The following is a 15,871-nucleotide window of genomic DNA, read 5'->3' on the forward strand; positions in this document are numbered from 1 at the left end:
GCATTGCTATACCCTTGCCCTTATGCGCCTTCGCCAGCTTTCGCTCGCCCTTCTGCTCTCCTGCGCCCCCCTCCTCGCACAATCCTTCACTCCGGTCCGCGAGCAGAAAAACCTCTCCCCCGCCGCCATCGCCAAGCTTCACACCCTCGAGACCCTCAACTCCCTCCCCGCAGGCGACTGGCGCTTCCATGCAGGCGATATCCCCCACGGCGAATCCACCACCCTCGACGACTCCTCCTGGACCCTCGTCCAGCCCAAATCCAAAGCCCCTCACGAAGCCGTCTGGTACCGCCGCGAGATCGAAGTCCCCAGGACCCTCAACGGCTACGACATCACCGGCGCCCGCATCTCCTTTCAGTTCCGCTCCGACGCCAACGGCGCCGTCCCCGAGATCATCTACTTCAACGGCAAGCGCGTCGCCCTCGGCGAAGACCTCGAACCCATCGTCCTCTTCGAACCCGCCAAGCCAGGTGACAAGATCCTCGTAGCCGTCAAACTCCTCCAGACCGTAGACGACAAGACCTTCTCCGGCGTCCGCCTCACCATCGAACCAAACCCCAACGCCACCGTCGCAGCCGACCGCCCATCCCCCCGCCCGAATCCAGACGACATCCGCATCCAGTGCATCGCCGCCGCCAACCTCCTCCCCGCACTCCCCACCCCGCGCAAAGACCTCCTCCCCAAAGTGGAAGAAGCCGTAGCCGCCATCGACACCAGCGCCCTCGCCTCCGCCGACCAGGCCGCCTTCGATAAATCCCTCCGCCACGCGCAGGAGATCCTCACCACCCTCCACCCCGTCCTCGCCGAAGCCAAGATCGATCTCGCCGGCAACTCCCACATCGACGCCGCCTGGCTCTGGCCCAAGAGCGAGACCATAGACGTCGTCAAGCGCACCTTCACCACCGCGCTTCAGCTCATGAACGAGTACCCCGACTACACCTTCTCGCAATCCGCCGCGCAGTACACCGAGTGGATGGCCGAAAAATATCCCGCCCTCAACGAGCAGATTAAGCAGCGCGTCAAAGAAGGCCGTTGGGAGATCGTCGGCGGCATGTGGGTCGAGCCCGACCTCAACCTCCCCGACGGCGAATCCCAGGTCCGCCAGCTCCTCATCGGCCAGCGCGTCTTTCACGATCAGTACGGCGCCGTCGCCCGCATCGGCTGGAACCCCGACTCCTTCGGCTACAACTGGCAGACACCCCAGATCTACAAGCGCTCCGGCCTCGACTACTTCGTCACGCAGAAGATGCACTGGAACGACACCAACCAGCTTCCCTTCCGTCTCTTCTGGTGGGAGTCGCCCGACGGCAGCAAAGTCCTCACCTACTTCCCCACCGACTACGTCCACGACAACGTCAACCCCACCCGCATCTCCGCCGACTTCGCCGAGTCCGCCGACCGCAACCCCGGCACCACCGAACTCCTCGACCTCTACGGCATCGGCGACCACGGCGGCGGCCCCACCCGCGCCATGCTAGACCAGGCCGACCACTGGATCGCCGCCGGCACCAAAGATCACGACGCCGTCCCCACCATGCGCTACCACACCGCACAAAACTACTTCACCAACGTAGAAAAGAACCTCAACCCCACCTCCCCCACCTGGGACTACGACTCCATCGCCAAGGGTTACACCGCCCCACCAGCCGCGAACGGCGCACTGGGAATCCCCACATGGAAAGACGAGCTGTACTTCGAGTACCACCGCGGTGTCTACACCACCCAGGCCGCGCACAAGCGCAACATGCGCACCAGCGAAGTAGCTACCCTCGACGCCGAAAAGCTAGCTTCCCTCGCATGGCTCAACGGCCAGCCCTACCCCAACGCCGAACTCACCGAAAACTGGAAAAAAATCACCTTCAACGGCTTCCACGACCTTGCCGCCGGCTCCGGCATCGCCATCATCTACAAAGACGCCCAACGCGAATACACCGAAGTCTTCCACGCCGACAAAGAGATCACCGACGCCTCACTCCAAACCCTCGCGTCGAAGATAGATACCCAAGTTAAATCCGGTGTACCCGTCCTCGTCTTCAATCCAATGGCGTGGCCACGCAGCGAAACGGTTGAGCTTCACGTGCAGTTGTCAGTGCCCTCCGATACGATCCAACTTGAGGACGCACACGGCACTTCTCTTCACTCTCAGGTCGTCTCTCATGTGCCCGGCAGTACCCAATTCACAGTGCTGACAGCCGTTGGCGATGTACCTCTTGGCTACGCCGTATTGAAGGCAAGCGGCCGGTCCGAGCTGACTCAAGAATCGAATCTCGAAGCGCGTCGCAAGACGTTGAAGGCAGAGCTCAAGGTTCAGCGTACAGATCTTTCTATATCGGATGACGAAACGTCCTACACGCTAAAGAACAATTTGCTGCAGCTCGTCATCGACAAGAAGACTGGCTGCATAACAAGTCTCAACGGAGGGCACGAATTCCTCGCTCCCAACGCCTGCGGCAATCAACTCCATACCTTCAAGGACACACCCAAGCAATACGACGCCTGGAACATAGACCCCGGCACCCTCGACGGCACCATGACTCCCATCTCTAATGTCGACTCGATCGCCATCACCGACAACGGTCCACTCCGCAAGACCATCCGCATTCAACGCACATGGCAGTCGTCGCACTTCACACAAGACATCTCCCTAGACGCAGGAGCGGACACAGTCCGCATCTCCAACGACATCGAATGGCACGAGACCCACGTCCTCCTCAAAGCCGCCTTCCCACTAGCCGCCACATCACCGAAGGCGACCTATGAAATTCCTTTCGGATCCATAGCCCGCCCCACCACCCGCAACAACTCCTGGGAGAAGGCCCAGTTCGAAGTTCCCGCCATGCGCTGGGCCGACCTCGGCGACGACCACCAAGGCCTCTCCATCCTCAACGACTCCAAGTACGGCTACGACGCCGTCGGCAACACCCTCCGCATCACCCTCCTCCGCTCCCCCACCTGGCCTGACGCCGAAGCCGACCGCGGCCACCAGCACTTCCTCTACGCCCTCTACCCTCACCCCGGCTCCTGGAAACAGGCCCAGACCGTCCGCCGCGGCTACGAACTCAACGACCCCCTCAAAGCCACTCAAGTCTTCTCCCACACCGGCGCCCTCCCCGCCGAACACTCCTTCGCCAGCATTGAAAATCCAAACGTTACCCTCACCGCAATCAAAAAAGCCGAAGACTCTGACGCCCTCGTCTTCCGCATGTACGAGTGGGCTGGCACCGCATCCGAAGTCAAACTCCACATCCCCCACGGCGCCACCTACGCCGTCGAATCCAACATGATGGAAAAACCCGAAGGCGACCACCTCAATCTGAAGGACGACGTAATCACCGTCCCCATCAAACCCTACGAGATCCTCACCCTCCAGGCCATCTACCCACCCCCAACCACTGCGGCAAAATAGAAGTCAACACGCCATAGATCTCGCCATCTCAAAAACCGTCTGGCTTACGGGCACGGCTTTAGCCGCGCCATACCTTCAGCCACAAACGGGGCTTTAGTGCCTGCAAAAAAGTCCGTTCTGCTTAAGGGCACGGCTTCAGCCGTGCCGCAAGAGCTTTGACTGTATTGCGGCTTTAGCCGCTGAGGTCAGCCTTTCGTTCGGAAGGGTATTTTTTCATCACCCTCTTCAGCCCTAAGGTACCCGCATTACAATCTCCCCATGGCGATCCCGCCCCGCACCTCTCGCCCCGGCACCTACTTCATCACCAGCGCAACCCACAACCGCCGCCGCCTCTTCCAGGTAGACCGCCACGCCCAACTCTTCCTCGATACCATCCAACACTATCGAGCCAAAGGCCACTACAAACTCCACGCCTTCGTCATCATGCCCGATCACATTCACCTTCTCCTCACCCCACAAACCATCTCCCTCGAGAGAGCCGTAGGGCTAATCAAAGGAGGCTTCTCCCACCGCCTCTCCTCCTCCCAACCCATCTGGCAGCGAAGCTTCACCGAACCTACATCCACCAAAATCCCGTGCGCGCCAACCTTGTATCTAGCGCAGAAGTTTACCCCTGGTCTTCGGCGACCAGCATCGCCCCCAACTAAGCCCACAAAAAAACCTTGTCAAGCCCCCAAATCACCAAACCCCGCGCCAATCCAGCAAAATCGCGTGGCGTATTAGTTCTACCCAAACTGCTATACTCGATGAAGAGCAAGAAAAAGCCCCGGCAGATACGGGGCTTCCCTTGCGTGGTGCGCATAAGTCGTTTGGAATGACGTATCTGCGGCTAAGTCTTTTGGCAGCACGTATTTACGAAGACTAGCTCGCCGCAAGTAATTGCAAATAAAGAATTTACACGCGGGCAATAGGGGGGTACCCCCTCCGCGAGCACAGGAACCACAATGCCTCATGAGCCCAACAACACGATAGCGGTCGCCATGTCCGGAGGAGTCGACTCCTCCGCCGTCGCAGCTCTCCTGCGCGCTCAGGGCCACGATCTCGTCGGCCTCACCCTCCAGCTCTGGAACCAGCGCCGCCTCGCCGGGCACGAGGGCATGCCCGAAGCCGTCCAGGGCCGCTGCTGCTCCATCGACGACGTCTACGACGCCCGCCACGTAGCCGAGCAGCTCGACATCCCCTACTACGTCGTCAACCAGCAGGAGCGGTTCGAGGCAGACGTCGTCAAGCCCTTCGTCTCCGAATACCTCGCCGGCCGCACTCCCATTCCCTGCACCCTCTGCAACAACCACCTCAAGTTCGATCAGCTCCTCACCACCGCCCGTCAGATCGGCGCCGACCGCATCGCCACCGGCCACTATGCACGCAACCGCTTCGATGAAGCACGCGGACGTTGGATCCTCTCCCGCCCCGAAGACAAGTCCAAGGATCAGACCTACTTCCTCTTCGGCCTCACGCAGGAGCAGCTCAGCCGCACCATGTTTCCCCTGGGCGAGATGCAGAAGCCCGCCGTCCGCCAGATGGCCGCAGACGCAGGCCTCGCCGTAGCCCAGAAGTCCGACTCGCAGGAGATCTGCTTCATCCCCGGTGGCGACTACAACACCTTCCTCAAGGCTTACCTCGACGAGCAGGGCGAAGACCTCCCCAACACCGCCGGAGAACTCGTCACCACCACCGGCGAAGTCCTCGGCCAACACGATGGCATCCAGAGCTTCACCGTAGGGCAACGCAAAGGCCTTGGCCTCACCAGCGTCAACCCGCTCTACGTCCTCGCCATCCACCCCGACTCTCACCAGGTCACCGTAGGCTCCGACGAAGATCTGCTCTCGCGCGATCTCTTCGCCAACCGCCTCAACTGGATCTCCATCCCAGAGCTCACCGAGCCGATCCGCGTCAGCATCAAGATCCGCCACCGCCACACCCCGGCCATGGCCACCCTCACCCGCGTCACGAACGGAACAGCCGACCAGACGGTCCACGCTCTCTTCGACGAGCCCCAACGTGCAATCACCCCCGGCCAGTCCGCCGTCTTCTATCAGGAAGACGAGGTGGTCGGGGGCGGTTGGATCACCTAGCAAAAATTCAGAGAGCTACTACCCCTGATCGGAGTCGCGTCGGGTACTCGGTCGCCCGCCACCGAACCCCTTCGTCCGTCCCGCCAGAACATCCAGCCCCGCCTTCAGCCCATTCACCAGCCCGGAGACCTCACGCAGCGGAACCTTGATCCCCCGCTGAACCGTCTCCGAGATGTCCGAGGTGGTATTCAGCACCGAGGTGACCATCCCATCGACCCGTGCCACCTGAGCGCGCGTCTTCGAATTCAAATCGCTCGCAGTCGAATCAAACTCGTGAGCTTTGGCGCGAATCACATGGCTCGTCTCAACAAAGTTCTCCGTGATGATCTTCACCTTAGGCGCAGTGTCCTGAATGAATCCGTGAGAGCTATCGAGAATCGGCATCATCTTCAAGCGAATCTCTTCCACAATCTCCAGCCCGCGCTTCCTCGTCTTCGCCGCGCCAATAGCCATCGCAATCAATGCGATCGCCTGCACGATCAGTGCAACCGCGACCATCGCAACGAAGACCATCAGCAGCTTCGAATTCCCCGACGAAAGCGAATCCGGGTCCTGCAGCCACATACCTGACATCACGATCCGCATCGCTTCCATAACGTCTCTCAATCCCTCAAGTTACGAGATAACAATCACAAGGCCCGGCCGCCAGCAAGGGTCGACCGGGCCTAGACTATCAGAAACCACTAACAGACAAACAACTAACAGACAACCGTCTTACGAGTGAGATTCGCCCGTCGTAGTGCTCGCATATGCTTCTTTGCCCGCATCAATCGCAGCAGACACCTTATCGCTATGCTCCTGCACCAATCCCTTGCCCTTCTCAACATACTGAGCCCACTGCGTCCGGCCGCGATCATAGTAATCCTTACCGCGATCGACATACTCGCCCATCTGTTGCTTACCCTGTGCGGCCAAAACAGCCGCCCGATCCTGCGCCTGCTGCGCCAGAACCGCTGCCTTATCCTTGGCATCCATAGCGCTCGCGACCAGATCTTCGCGGGTTTCTTTACCAGCCTTTGGGGCATACAGCACCCCCGCCAGGGCACCAATACCAAGTCCCGCTAGGAACCAACCCAATCCACTTACTCCACTCTCGTTGTCGTTATCTGACATGCTCATTCTCCTCTTTCCAGGCTTCAGGTGCGGAATCTGCCTCTCCGCCCTTTATAACTCAACTTGCGGATTTACTAAGTCAAATCTCAAACCGATTCTCATATATCCGAGATACTCCGGTTCGTCCGCGGCAGCCGCCGCACGTTCACAACGCCCTGCTTAGGGAGATGCCCCGCCCTCCAATTAGGTTGCGCGCTCCCTCATCGACCGAGTCATTTGCTACAAGCTGTCGCCTCAGCCGCCGGACGAGCAGTCTGGATTTTTTCGATATCTTTCGAGAACTGCCTCGTCTAATCCTTAAACGCCCTCTCCACGAAGATGAGGAAACCGCCATTCCTAGAAACTTCGGCCTGAGACGCCGCATCGGATAGTTGTCAGTGGTTTACAGTGTTCGCAGTGCAAGTCGCTCGACGCACGAAAGGGGTTTCATGTACGCCAACCGCCACCTCTCCGCCACACGCGCTCTTCTGGCATCCACGATTTTAGCCGTCACTCTTGGCTTCTCTGGATGCAAGAGTTCGGCGCCCGCAACACCTACCGATGACGCCAGCCTCACCGCAGCCCTGCAAAGCCGTATCTCAAGCGATGGCGCGCTTAGCGCTGAACCAATCCAGTCAAACGTTCAGAGCGGCGTAGCCACCCTCACCGGAAACGTCAGCAGCGAAGCAGCGCGGTCCCTCGCCGCAGCCGACGCCGCTCAAGTCGCCGGCATTAAAACGGTAGTTAATAATCTCGCCGTGCAAGCTCCCGTGCCAGCTGTCACTGCCACAGCCATCCCACTGCCCCCTCCCATACCTGTCACCCCAAGGAAACTTCCCGCTCCCAAACCGGCGTTTAAGCCAAAGGCAGCACCAGTCGTCCACGAGTCGGCCCCTGTTGAAGCGCCTGTCCAGCAGGCAGCAGCAACCCCTCCGCTGCCCCCGCAGCAGGAACTTCCCCCTCCGCCGCCGCCACCTCCTCCTGCGTTCCGTAGCATCACCGTGCCACCGGACACTACGATCCCCGTCCGCATCACCCAAACGCTCGATAGCGCAACTACTCAGCAAGGTGACAGCTTCTCCGGTACCGTCGCCACAGACGTTATTATCGACGGCCTCGTCGTCATCCGCCAGGGAACACCCGTCTCTGGCCGTGTCTCCGCCGCGCAGGAAGCGGCCCATTACAAAGGAAACTCCTTACTCACCGTTGAACTCACCAGCATCAACCGCCGTGGCGAAGCGCTCGCAGTCACCACCGAACCCTACAGCGTCCAAGGTAAAGGCCGCGGCAAAAACACAGCCGAAAAAGTCGGCGGCGGCGCAGCTGTTGGTGCTATCCTTGGCGGCATACTCGGCGGCGGCAAAGGAGCCGCAGTCGGCGCCGCTGCCGGTGGCGGCCTCGGAGCCGGAGCCAATACCATCACCCGAGGCGAGCAGGTTCAAATCCCCTCGGAAAGTCTCATCCGTTTCCGCCTGACGAACACCTTGTCCCTCTCGGTTCCGGCAAAAAATACCGAAAGCACAACCACCAATCCGGACCTGCAATCGAGACCCGCAGACCAGCCACCACAGTAGATAAACTTTGCATCTAAAAGTTAGAACAGGTGCGGCAGATCGACTCCAACTGTCGCCCATCGCCTGAAACTGATAGGCATAACGAACGTCAACCAGCTCATTCAGCCGACGCGAACGTCGCGATAATGCTTTTAACCCATAACACTGCCTCCCGAGGTGTTTCGTCTTGACAAAGGCATCCATCGATAATGCGTCGCGCCCCGCAGGGTTCCTTACCTTCACCCTCCATGCGCACCTACCCTATGTCGTCAATCACGGCACCTGGCCTCATGGTCTTGAGTGGCTGCACGAAGCAGCCGCCGAGACTTATCTTCCCCTCCTCCGGGTCCTTAAAAATCTCGAGCGCGACCACATTCGTTTCAACTGCAACCTCAATCTCTCGCCTATCCTTTTAGAGCAGCTCTCTCACCCTGTCTTCCTGGCCGAGTTCCCCCACTACCTCACCCGCAAGATCGTCGCCGCCCGCGAAGACGAAGCGTTCTTCCTGCAGTCAGGCGACAATCACCTGGCAGAGACAGCCCGCTTCTGGCAGCGTTTCTTTTCGCAGGCGCTCGAAGACTTCAATCACTTCGATCGCGATCTCATCGCCGCCTTTCGCCACTTCAACGACACCGGCCTCATCGACATCATCACCTGCGGCGCAACTCACGGTTATATGCCCCTGCTCGGCACCGACGAGAGCGTCCGCGCCCAGATCCGCACCGCCGTTGACACTCACGTCCGCCACATCGGCAAAGCTCCCCGTGGCATCTGGGCGCCCGAGTGCGGCTATCGGCCCGCCGGGTCCTGGAGCTATCCGGTCTCGAACGCCGACGGCACCCCCACTCCTCCAGCCTTCAATCGCATCGGCGTCGAACAAGCTCTCTCCGAGTCCGGCCTGGAGTTCTTCTTCGTCGACACCCACCTCGTCGAAGAGTCCCGCCGCACCTCCTCCCCTTACGATCAACCCGGTGACCACAAGGCACAAAGCCACGAGGAAGCCCTTCAGCCTCATCAGGCACATCGTTCGCTCTACCAGCCGTACTACGTCGACGGCCCCTACAATAAGGATCACGCCACGACCATCTTTCCCCGCGATCCCCGCACTGGCCTCCAGGTCTGGTCCGGTGACACCGGCTACCCCGGCGATAACATATACCTCGACTTCCATAAGAAACGCTGGCCCGGCGGTCATCGCTACTGGCGCGTCACCGGCTCCAGAGTCGACATGAACGATAAGCAACCCTACTACCCGCACGAAGCAGGCGAGCGCACCAAAGCTCACGCCAGCCACTTCGTCCACCTCGTATACGAGGCGCTTAAGTCCGGCTTCAACGACACCATTCCACCTATTCTCTGTTCCCCCTTCGATGCCGAACTCTTCGGACACTGGTGGTTCGAGGGTCCCCTCTGGCTAGAAGCCGTCGCTCGCAATCTCCACGAATACGAGTCGGGAATCCAGCTCATCAGTTGCGCCGACTACCTCGATCAGTACCCACGCGCCGGCTTCATCGCCATGCCTGAAGGCTCCTGGGGATCGGAAGGCAACAATCAGGTCTGGCTCAACCCGGAGACCAGCTGGACCTACACCCACATCTATCCGGCCGAGATCTACACCCGCGACGTCTGCACGGCGGGCCTCTGGCGCACCTCAGCCCTAGGCCTGCGCATCATGCAACAGCTCTGCCGCGAACTCCTCCTCCTCGAATCTTCCGACTGGCAGTTCCTCATCACCACCGGAGCCGCACGCGACTACGCCGAAATTCGCTTCCTCACCCACAACGATCAATTCAACGAAGTCAAAGCCATCTGGCAGACCTTCGAATCAAACGGCGCCATCACTGAAACCGGGCAGACCCGCCTCACCGAGATCGAGCTCCGAGACAGCATCTTCCCCGACATCGATCCCGGCCTGTGGGTATCCGGCGCCTCCGAGACCCGCCCAGACCAACCCACGCTCCTCCCGGTCGCGACCGCAGTCTGACCATCTCGCAGCTTTCGCTTTATCTCAAAACTTGCCGAACACACTCTTCAGTAAAGGAGTCACCTGTGCGGATGGGTTCGTGCGGATCTTCGCCTCTTCCTGACCCATCATCGTGAACATCCCATCCACGCTCTTCTCCAGAACGTAGCCATTAATATCAACAGACGGCGTCTTCCCGAATGGCATCTGAGGCGCGGATCCCATCATCGCGTTGAACTTCTCCGTCACGCCGGTCTTCGCCATCTCCCTTTCAATGATGGGCTTAAAGGCCTCCGACACCTGCGACGTCGTCGTACGCTTGAAGTAATCGGTCCCAGCCGTATTGCCGCCCATCACAATCTGTTTTGCATCCTCAAAGCTCATCGCCTTCAGCGCATCCATAAAGATCGACTTCGCCGCCGGGGCCGCCTCTTCCGCCGCAGCATTCATGCTGTGTTCGAACTCATCCACCTTCGCGCCCATGCCGATCGCGCGCAAACCCTTCTCCACCGTGCGCAGCTTCTCCGGCATCGTTATCTTGATCAGCGAATTGTTTTCGAAACCCCCTGGCCTGCCGGTCTCAGACACTGCCGCAGTGACTCCACGCGACAGCGCCTCCTTCAACCCACCAGAAGCCTGCGCGGTTGTCAGGGTGGACACATCTCCCATCACTGGCTTTGGAGAAGACCAGCCGTTACCAGCCACGGAGCCCATCATGACCGCGAGAAGCGCAAGGTGGTGTACAGATCGTATTTGCATGCCCGAAACCATACTCCTATCCGATGACGTCCGGGAAAATATCGCATTATAGAGAGATGGCGGTAGCGTCTCCAGTCTCCCCGGCTCAACGAACCTCGCCCCACGCATCGCCCCTGGCCCTATGGCATCTGCTCTCCCTCGACGCCCCAACCATTGCCTCTCTCTGGATCTGGTTCATCGCCTCCGCCAATCACCTTCGCCTGCCAACCGTCAGCGTCGTTGCCATGTTTCTCGCGGTCTGGATGCTCTATGCAGCCGACCGTCTTCTCGATGCCCGCTTCATAGGAGCCACAGCCAACGGAGACCTCGAAGCGCGTCACTACTTTCACAATCGCCATCGTCGCGCATTCCTCGCCGGCATCATGACAGCCTCCATCACGCTCGCAATCCTTCTCCCCCGTCTCGAAGCCGCAGCCATTCACCTCTACCTCATCCTCGGCGGCCTGCTCGCGGGGTACTTCATCCTCATTCACGCCACCAGCAGCGCTCACCGTCTCCCGAAAGAGATCGCCGTCGGCCTCTTCTTCGCCGCGGCAACCTTTATTCCGACCGTAGCCCGCCGCCCCGAACTCCGTATCTCCCTTCTTCCACTTGCAATTCTCTTCGCAGCTCTCTGCAGCCTCAACTGCCTTTTCATCTATGCCTGGGAGCACAACACGCCGCCTTACTCAAGTCAGCCCGCACACGCCCTGACTCGATTCGCCCTCCGCACACTTTCGCCTCTCACACTCGCTCTCATCGTTCTCAGCGCCGCCACCTCTGTCCTCGATCGTCAAGTTCCATGGCCAATCGCATGCGCGATCGCCGCCTCAGCCGCATCTCTGCTTCTTCTTCACCATCGCCGCCATCAAGCCGCACGCCTCACCCTCAGAAGCCTCGCCGACCTCGCCCTCACCACTCCTCTCCTTCTACTCCCCTTCCTGCACCAATAATGCCCACTCACCCCAGCTTCGATCTCATCGCACGCCCCTATCGCTGGATGGAATGCCTCACGCTCGGTCGCTCCCTCGAACACTGCCGCCTTCACTTCCTCCCCAATCTCCTCCAGCAGAGGCGAGCCCTCATCCTCGGCGATGGAGACGGCCGCTTCCTCGCCGAACTCCTTAACCAAAACTCTCGCCTCCGCGCCGATGCAGTCGACACCAGCGGCGCCATGCTCCATCTCCTCAGTCAACGCTGCGAAGTACGTGCCCCGAACGCCTCCACACGCCTCACCACACATCAAGCCAACGCGTTGACGTGCCCTCTCGACGGCCCCTACGACCTCGTCGTCACGCACTTCTTCCTGGACTGCCTCACCCAACCCGACCTCGAAATCCTCATCAATCACATCGCCCCAACTCTCTCTCAAGATGCACTTTGGCTCGTCTCCGACTTCCATATCCCCAACGGCTTGATGCGTCTTCCCGCGAAGATCCTTGTCCGCAGCCTCTATCTCGCCTTCCGCATCCTCACCAACCTCCGCACCACAAAACTCCCCAACCACGCCTCTCCACTCCAAAAGGCCGGCCTCACCCAAATCGCCCGCCAGCATCGGCTCGCCGGCCTCCTGGTCACCGAACTCTGGCAGTTTCAGTCTGCGGCGCGATAGATCCATCTGGGAACAACGCAAACTTTTTCTTCTCGAGACTCCAAGCAGCCCTACAATCCCCGTATGCCGCGCCTCCACTTATTCCTCGCCGCCACCCTGCTTCTCCTCCCCCTCGCCCTCCCCGCCCAGACAACTCCGCAGCCCAGCATCGCCACCAACTCCCCCGACGGCAAGCCACTCTCCACCCGCGTCGTCGCCTACAACATCGACGCCAAACTCGACACCAGCAAAAAAACTCTCGACGCGACTGAGACACTCACCTATAAGAACCTTACCGGCCAATCCCTCACCTCCATTCCCTTTCATCTCTACCTCAACGCCTTCCGACCCGAGTCCACCTTCACCCGCGAAACCCACTTCACCGGCGGAGTCCGCGACCCGGGAGACGAGAGCAGCTACCCCCCAGAGAAGCTAGGCAGCATCACCATCTCCCACATCGAGGCCGACGGCTACGGCGACCTCACCGCAGCCATGCACTTCATCGCACCCGATGACAACAACGCCGAAGACCACACCGTAGCCGAACTCACCCTCCCCCATTCCCTCGCGCCCAACGACTCCATCACCTTCCGCATCGCCTTCCACGACGTCTTCCCGCTCTCCGTCGCGCGCAACGGCTACAAGCGAGACTTCATCATGGGCGGCCAGTGGTACCCCAAGCCCGGCGTCTTCTGGCACGGTGCCTGGAACTGCCATCAGTACCACTCCACCACCGAGTTTTTCTCCGATTTCGCCACCTTCCGCGTCTCCCTCACCCTTCCTCGTCGCTACATCGTCGGAGCCAGCGGCGTCCCCATCGGCGAAGTCATCAACTCCGACAACACAAAGACCCTCACCTTCTATGGCGAAGACATTGGAGACTTCGCCTGGGCCGCCAGCCCGAACTTCACCATCACCGACGGCACCTACCTCTCCTCCCTCGGACCAGTAAAGATCCACGTCCTCGCCCTCGCCGCCCATCCCAAAGCCGGCCTCCGCTACCTCGACATCATTCAAAAGACCCTCGCCCAGTTCGACCAGCGCTACGGTCCTTACCCCTACAAGATCGTCACCGTCATCGACCCCGAACCCGGCTCAGAGATGGGTGGCATGGAATACCCCACCCTCTTCACCGGCGACACCTCCTGGTACGAACCAACCCACCTCACTGAGATCGCCGCCGAACACGAGTTCGGCCACCAATACTGGTACGGCATGGTCGCCACCAACGAGTTCGAAGACGCCTGGCTCGACGAAGGCATCAACTCCTACACCGAAGTCGGTGTGCTCGGTGCCATCCTCGGCCCCAACACCTCCGTCTTCGATCGCTCCTACGCCAACGCAGGCGACTATGAAAATGAGCGGCTCGAATACATCGCCAAAGCCGACTTCGATCCCGTCACCCGTTGGGCCTACAAGTTCCGCGACGCCAACTCCTACGGCGGCATTACCTACGGCAAATCGGCAACCCTCCTCGCCACCCTTGAAGGCATCATCGGCCGCGACACTATGGACGAGGCCATGCGCACCTACTTCATGCGCTATCGCTTCACCCATCCCACCACCGAAGACTTCCTCCGCACCATTGAAGAAGTAGCCATAAAAAACGGCCGCGCCACCGCCATCGGAGGCGCAGTCATCAATCGCTCTGCTCAAACAGCAACCCAACCAGACACCTTACCACTCGCTGCTCAGACGGGTCTCGCCGCCGTCTTCAATGCTCCAGTCAACTCGCAGGTCATACCCGTCTCAAGTCTGCGGCCCTACTTCAACCAGGCCGTCTACGGAACCCAGGTGTTCGACTACGCCGTCGATCAAGTCTCCTCCGATCCCCTCACGTGGTGGCTTCCCGAGCCGAAAGACAAGAAGCAGATCCAGTACCTCTCTACCGTCTACCTCCGCCGCAAAGGCGACTTCGTCCTCCCTGTCACCGCAGAGATCGTCTTCGACGATGGCACCCGCCTGCGCGAACACTGGGACGGTCTTGATCGCTGGACCAGGTTCACCTACACCCGCAACGCGAAAATTCTCTCCGTCGAGATCGATCCCGACCACACCATCCTCATGGACAAAAACTTCTTCAACAACAGCTACACCACCGCAGCCAACAACATCCCCGCCCGCAAGCTCTCCAACCTCTGGCTCAGCCTCCAACAACTCTTAGCCCAACTCGCCTCCTGGATCGTATGAATGCTGGTTTTTTAACTGACCATCTGACTAAAACTGAAGGCCCCGCACTCATAAATCAGGAGTTCTCTAAATGATCGAACGTCGCAACATCTTTCTTCACGGGCTCTTCCTCACGCTGCGCCGATTCCCCGCGGTTCTCTGGGCCTACGCTTTCAACCTTGCTCTCGCACTGATCTTCACAGTCCGCCTTCATAGTCAGTTCAGCTCAATCATGGATCACTCCCTCGCCGCTCAAAAACTCACAAGCGGCTTCGACCTCGGTGCCGGAGCTGAAGTTGTACTCCGCCTGCAAGACGGCCCTTCCGCCGGCGCTACCGGCTCCTTATCGTCCATCCCCCTTTACCTGCTAGTCTATTTTCTGCTGGTCCCAGGAACGCTCTTCTGCTACCAGACCAAAACTCCTGCCCGCCTCAGCACTCTCCTCCACCAGGGCCTGCTCCACTTCTGGAGATTCGCCCGCATCACCCTCCTCACAATCCTGATCTCTGCGCTCATCCTCGGCCCTCTCGTATTTCTTCAGGGCAAGTGGGCCGAACACGTGGACAAGCACGCTGTTGGACGTCACGCCTTCTTCGCGACCTTAATCGGTTACATTCTTATCTTCCTCGTCGCCTCCATCCTCCGCCTCTACTTCGATCTCGTCGAGGTCTACACAGTCCAGCTAGGTCAACACCTGCGCCACAACGGCAAACCGGACCGCCGCATGCGTCGCGCTCTCGGCCCCGCCTGGAGAACCCTCCGCGCCCACTTCTCTCAAGCCTGGCCGGTCTTCCTCTTCCTCACCCTCCTCGGAGCAGCCGCCGTCATCGTCACCGCCCGCACCTCCATGCACATGCTCGCCCAGCCGCGAGTCTGGCCCACCGTCGTGCTCGCTCAGCTCGGACTCTTCCTCTACCTCTTCACCCGTTTCTGGCAGCGCGGAGCTGAAACCTCGCTCGCCCTCCAAAACCCGATCTTCCGCCCCTCTCCCCTGCCGATCCTTCCAGTCGTAGGCAAGATAAATCCCATCGACCCGCTGCATCCCAATCACCCCATCACAACCCATACCCCCATCCCCACCCACGAAACACCGCAGCCATCGCAACCCCTTGCCCAAACCCCAGCCCCAATCCCAGACCCAATCCCAAATCCCGAACCACCCTCCCCCTCACTCGATGAGCCAGACCCAGGAGTCTTCCATCACGATCCAACCAAACCAGCGCAATAGTCCGCGATCTCACCACAAGTTCACAGCCCGGCCATGATGCAGAAACAACCCTGCGG

General features: G+C 59.9%; 12 protein-coding genes. 9 read left to right on the forward strand and 3 right to left on the reverse strand.

Features of this window, described 5'->3' with window-relative positions:
- Positions 1–22 precede the first annotated feature (22 nt).
- The 3 genes from RBB75_RS01750 to mnmA all read left to right on the forward strand — a co-directional run bounded on the left by RBB75_RS01750 (position 23) and on the right by mnmA (position 5,481).
- On the forward strand, positions 23–3,406 hold the full coding sequence (locus RBB75_RS01750; RefSeq protein ID WP_353069328.1) for an alpha-mannosidase: 3,384 nt from the start codon (positions 23–25) through the stop codon (positions 3,404–3,406).
- 258 nt (positions 3,407–3,664) lie between these two features.
- Positions 3,665–4,129, forward strand: a complete 465-nt coding sequence (locus RBB75_RS01755; protein WP_353069329.1) for a transposase — start codon at positions 3,665–3,667, stop codon at positions 4,127–4,129.
- Positions 4,130–4,350: 221 nt separating this feature from the next.
- On the forward strand, positions 4,351–5,481 hold the full coding sequence (mnmA, locus tag RBB75_RS01760) for a tRNA 2-thiouridine(34) synthase MnmA (RefSeq protein WP_179639079.1): 1,131 nt from the start codon (positions 4,351–4,353) through the stop codon (positions 5,479–5,481).
- Positions 5,482–5,499: 18 nt separating this feature from the next.
- On the opposite strand, the gene RBB75_RS01765 is transcribed toward mnmA, so the two are convergent.
- Together RBB75_RS01765 and RBB75_RS01770 are read right to left on the reverse strand one after the other, a co-directional pair.
- Positions 5,500–6,075: a hypothetical protein gene (locus RBB75_RS01765; protein ID WP_179639080.1), complete on the reverse strand. Its 576-nt coding sequence runs from the start codon at positions 6,073–6,075 to the stop codon at positions 5,500–5,502.
- A gap of 120 nt (positions 6,076–6,195) precedes the next feature.
- Positions 6,196–6,594, reverse strand: a complete 399-nt coding sequence (locus RBB75_RS01770; RefSeq protein ID WP_179639081.1) for a YtxH domain-containing protein — start codon at positions 6,592–6,594, stop codon at positions 6,196–6,198.
- Positions 6,595–7,022: 428 nt separating this feature from the next.
- Between RBB75_RS01770 and RBB75_RS01775 the strand changes: the two genes are divergently transcribed.
- Together RBB75_RS01775 and RBB75_RS01780 are read left to right on the forward strand one after the other, a co-directional pair.
- On the forward strand, positions 7,023–8,147 hold the full coding sequence (locus RBB75_RS01775; RefSeq protein ID WP_353069330.1) for a BON domain-containing protein: 1,125 nt from the start codon (positions 7,023–7,025) through the stop codon (positions 8,145–8,147).
- A gap of 166 nt (positions 8,148–8,313) precedes the next feature.
- A complete protein-coding gene (locus RBB75_RS01780; RefSeq protein ID WP_353069331.1) occupies positions 8,314–10,110 on the forward strand; it encodes a glycoside hydrolase family 57 protein in 1,797 nt (598 codons plus the stop codon).
- 24 nt (positions 10,111–10,134) lie between these two features.
- Here the strand turns inward: RBB75_RS01780 and RBB75_RS01785 are convergent, their stop codons facing one another.
- A complete protein-coding gene (locus RBB75_RS01785) occupies positions 10,135–10,749 on the reverse strand; it encodes a DUF4197 domain-containing protein (RefSeq protein ID WP_353069332.1) in 615 nt (204 codons plus the stop codon).
- 155 nt (positions 10,750–10,904) lie between these two features.
- Here RBB75_RS01785 and RBB75_RS01790 point away from each other — a divergent pair, with 155 nt between their 5' ends.
- The 4 genes from RBB75_RS01790 (at position 10,905) to RBB75_RS01805 (ending at position 15,815) form a co-directional block, all read left to right on the forward strand.
- Positions 10,905–11,780, forward strand: a complete 876-nt coding sequence (locus tag RBB75_RS01790; protein WP_179639084.1) for a hypothetical protein — start codon at positions 10,905–10,907, stop codon at positions 11,778–11,780.
- Positions 11,780–12,439 (forward strand): class I SAM-dependent methyltransferase, encoded by a 660-nt coding sequence (locus tag RBB75_RS01795; RefSeq protein WP_179639085.1) that lies wholly within the window; start codon positions 11,780–11,782, stop codon positions 12,437–12,439. The genes RBB75_RS01790 and RBB75_RS01795 overlap by 1 nt, the downstream gene beginning before the upstream one ends.
- A gap of 63 nt (positions 12,440–12,502) precedes the next feature.
- The gene (locus RBB75_RS01800) at positions 12,503–14,608 is read left to right on the forward strand and encodes a M1 family metallopeptidase (RefSeq protein ID WP_353069333.1); all 2,106 of its coding nucleotides are present in this window, start codon (positions 12,503–12,505) and stop codon (positions 14,606–14,608) included.
- 70 nt (positions 14,609–14,678) lie between these two features.
- The gene (locus RBB75_RS01805) at positions 14,679–15,815 is read left to right on the forward strand and encodes a hypothetical protein (protein WP_179639087.1); all 1,137 of its coding nucleotides are present in this window, start codon (positions 14,679–14,681) and stop codon (positions 15,813–15,815) included.
- Positions 15,816–15,871: the final 56 nt, after the last annotated feature.

Origin of the sequence: Tunturibacter empetritectus (genome assembly GCF_040358985.1) — a bacterium.
Lineage (GTDB): Bacteria > Acidobacteriota > Terriglobia > Terriglobales > Acidobacteriaceae > Edaphobacter > Edaphobacter empetritectus.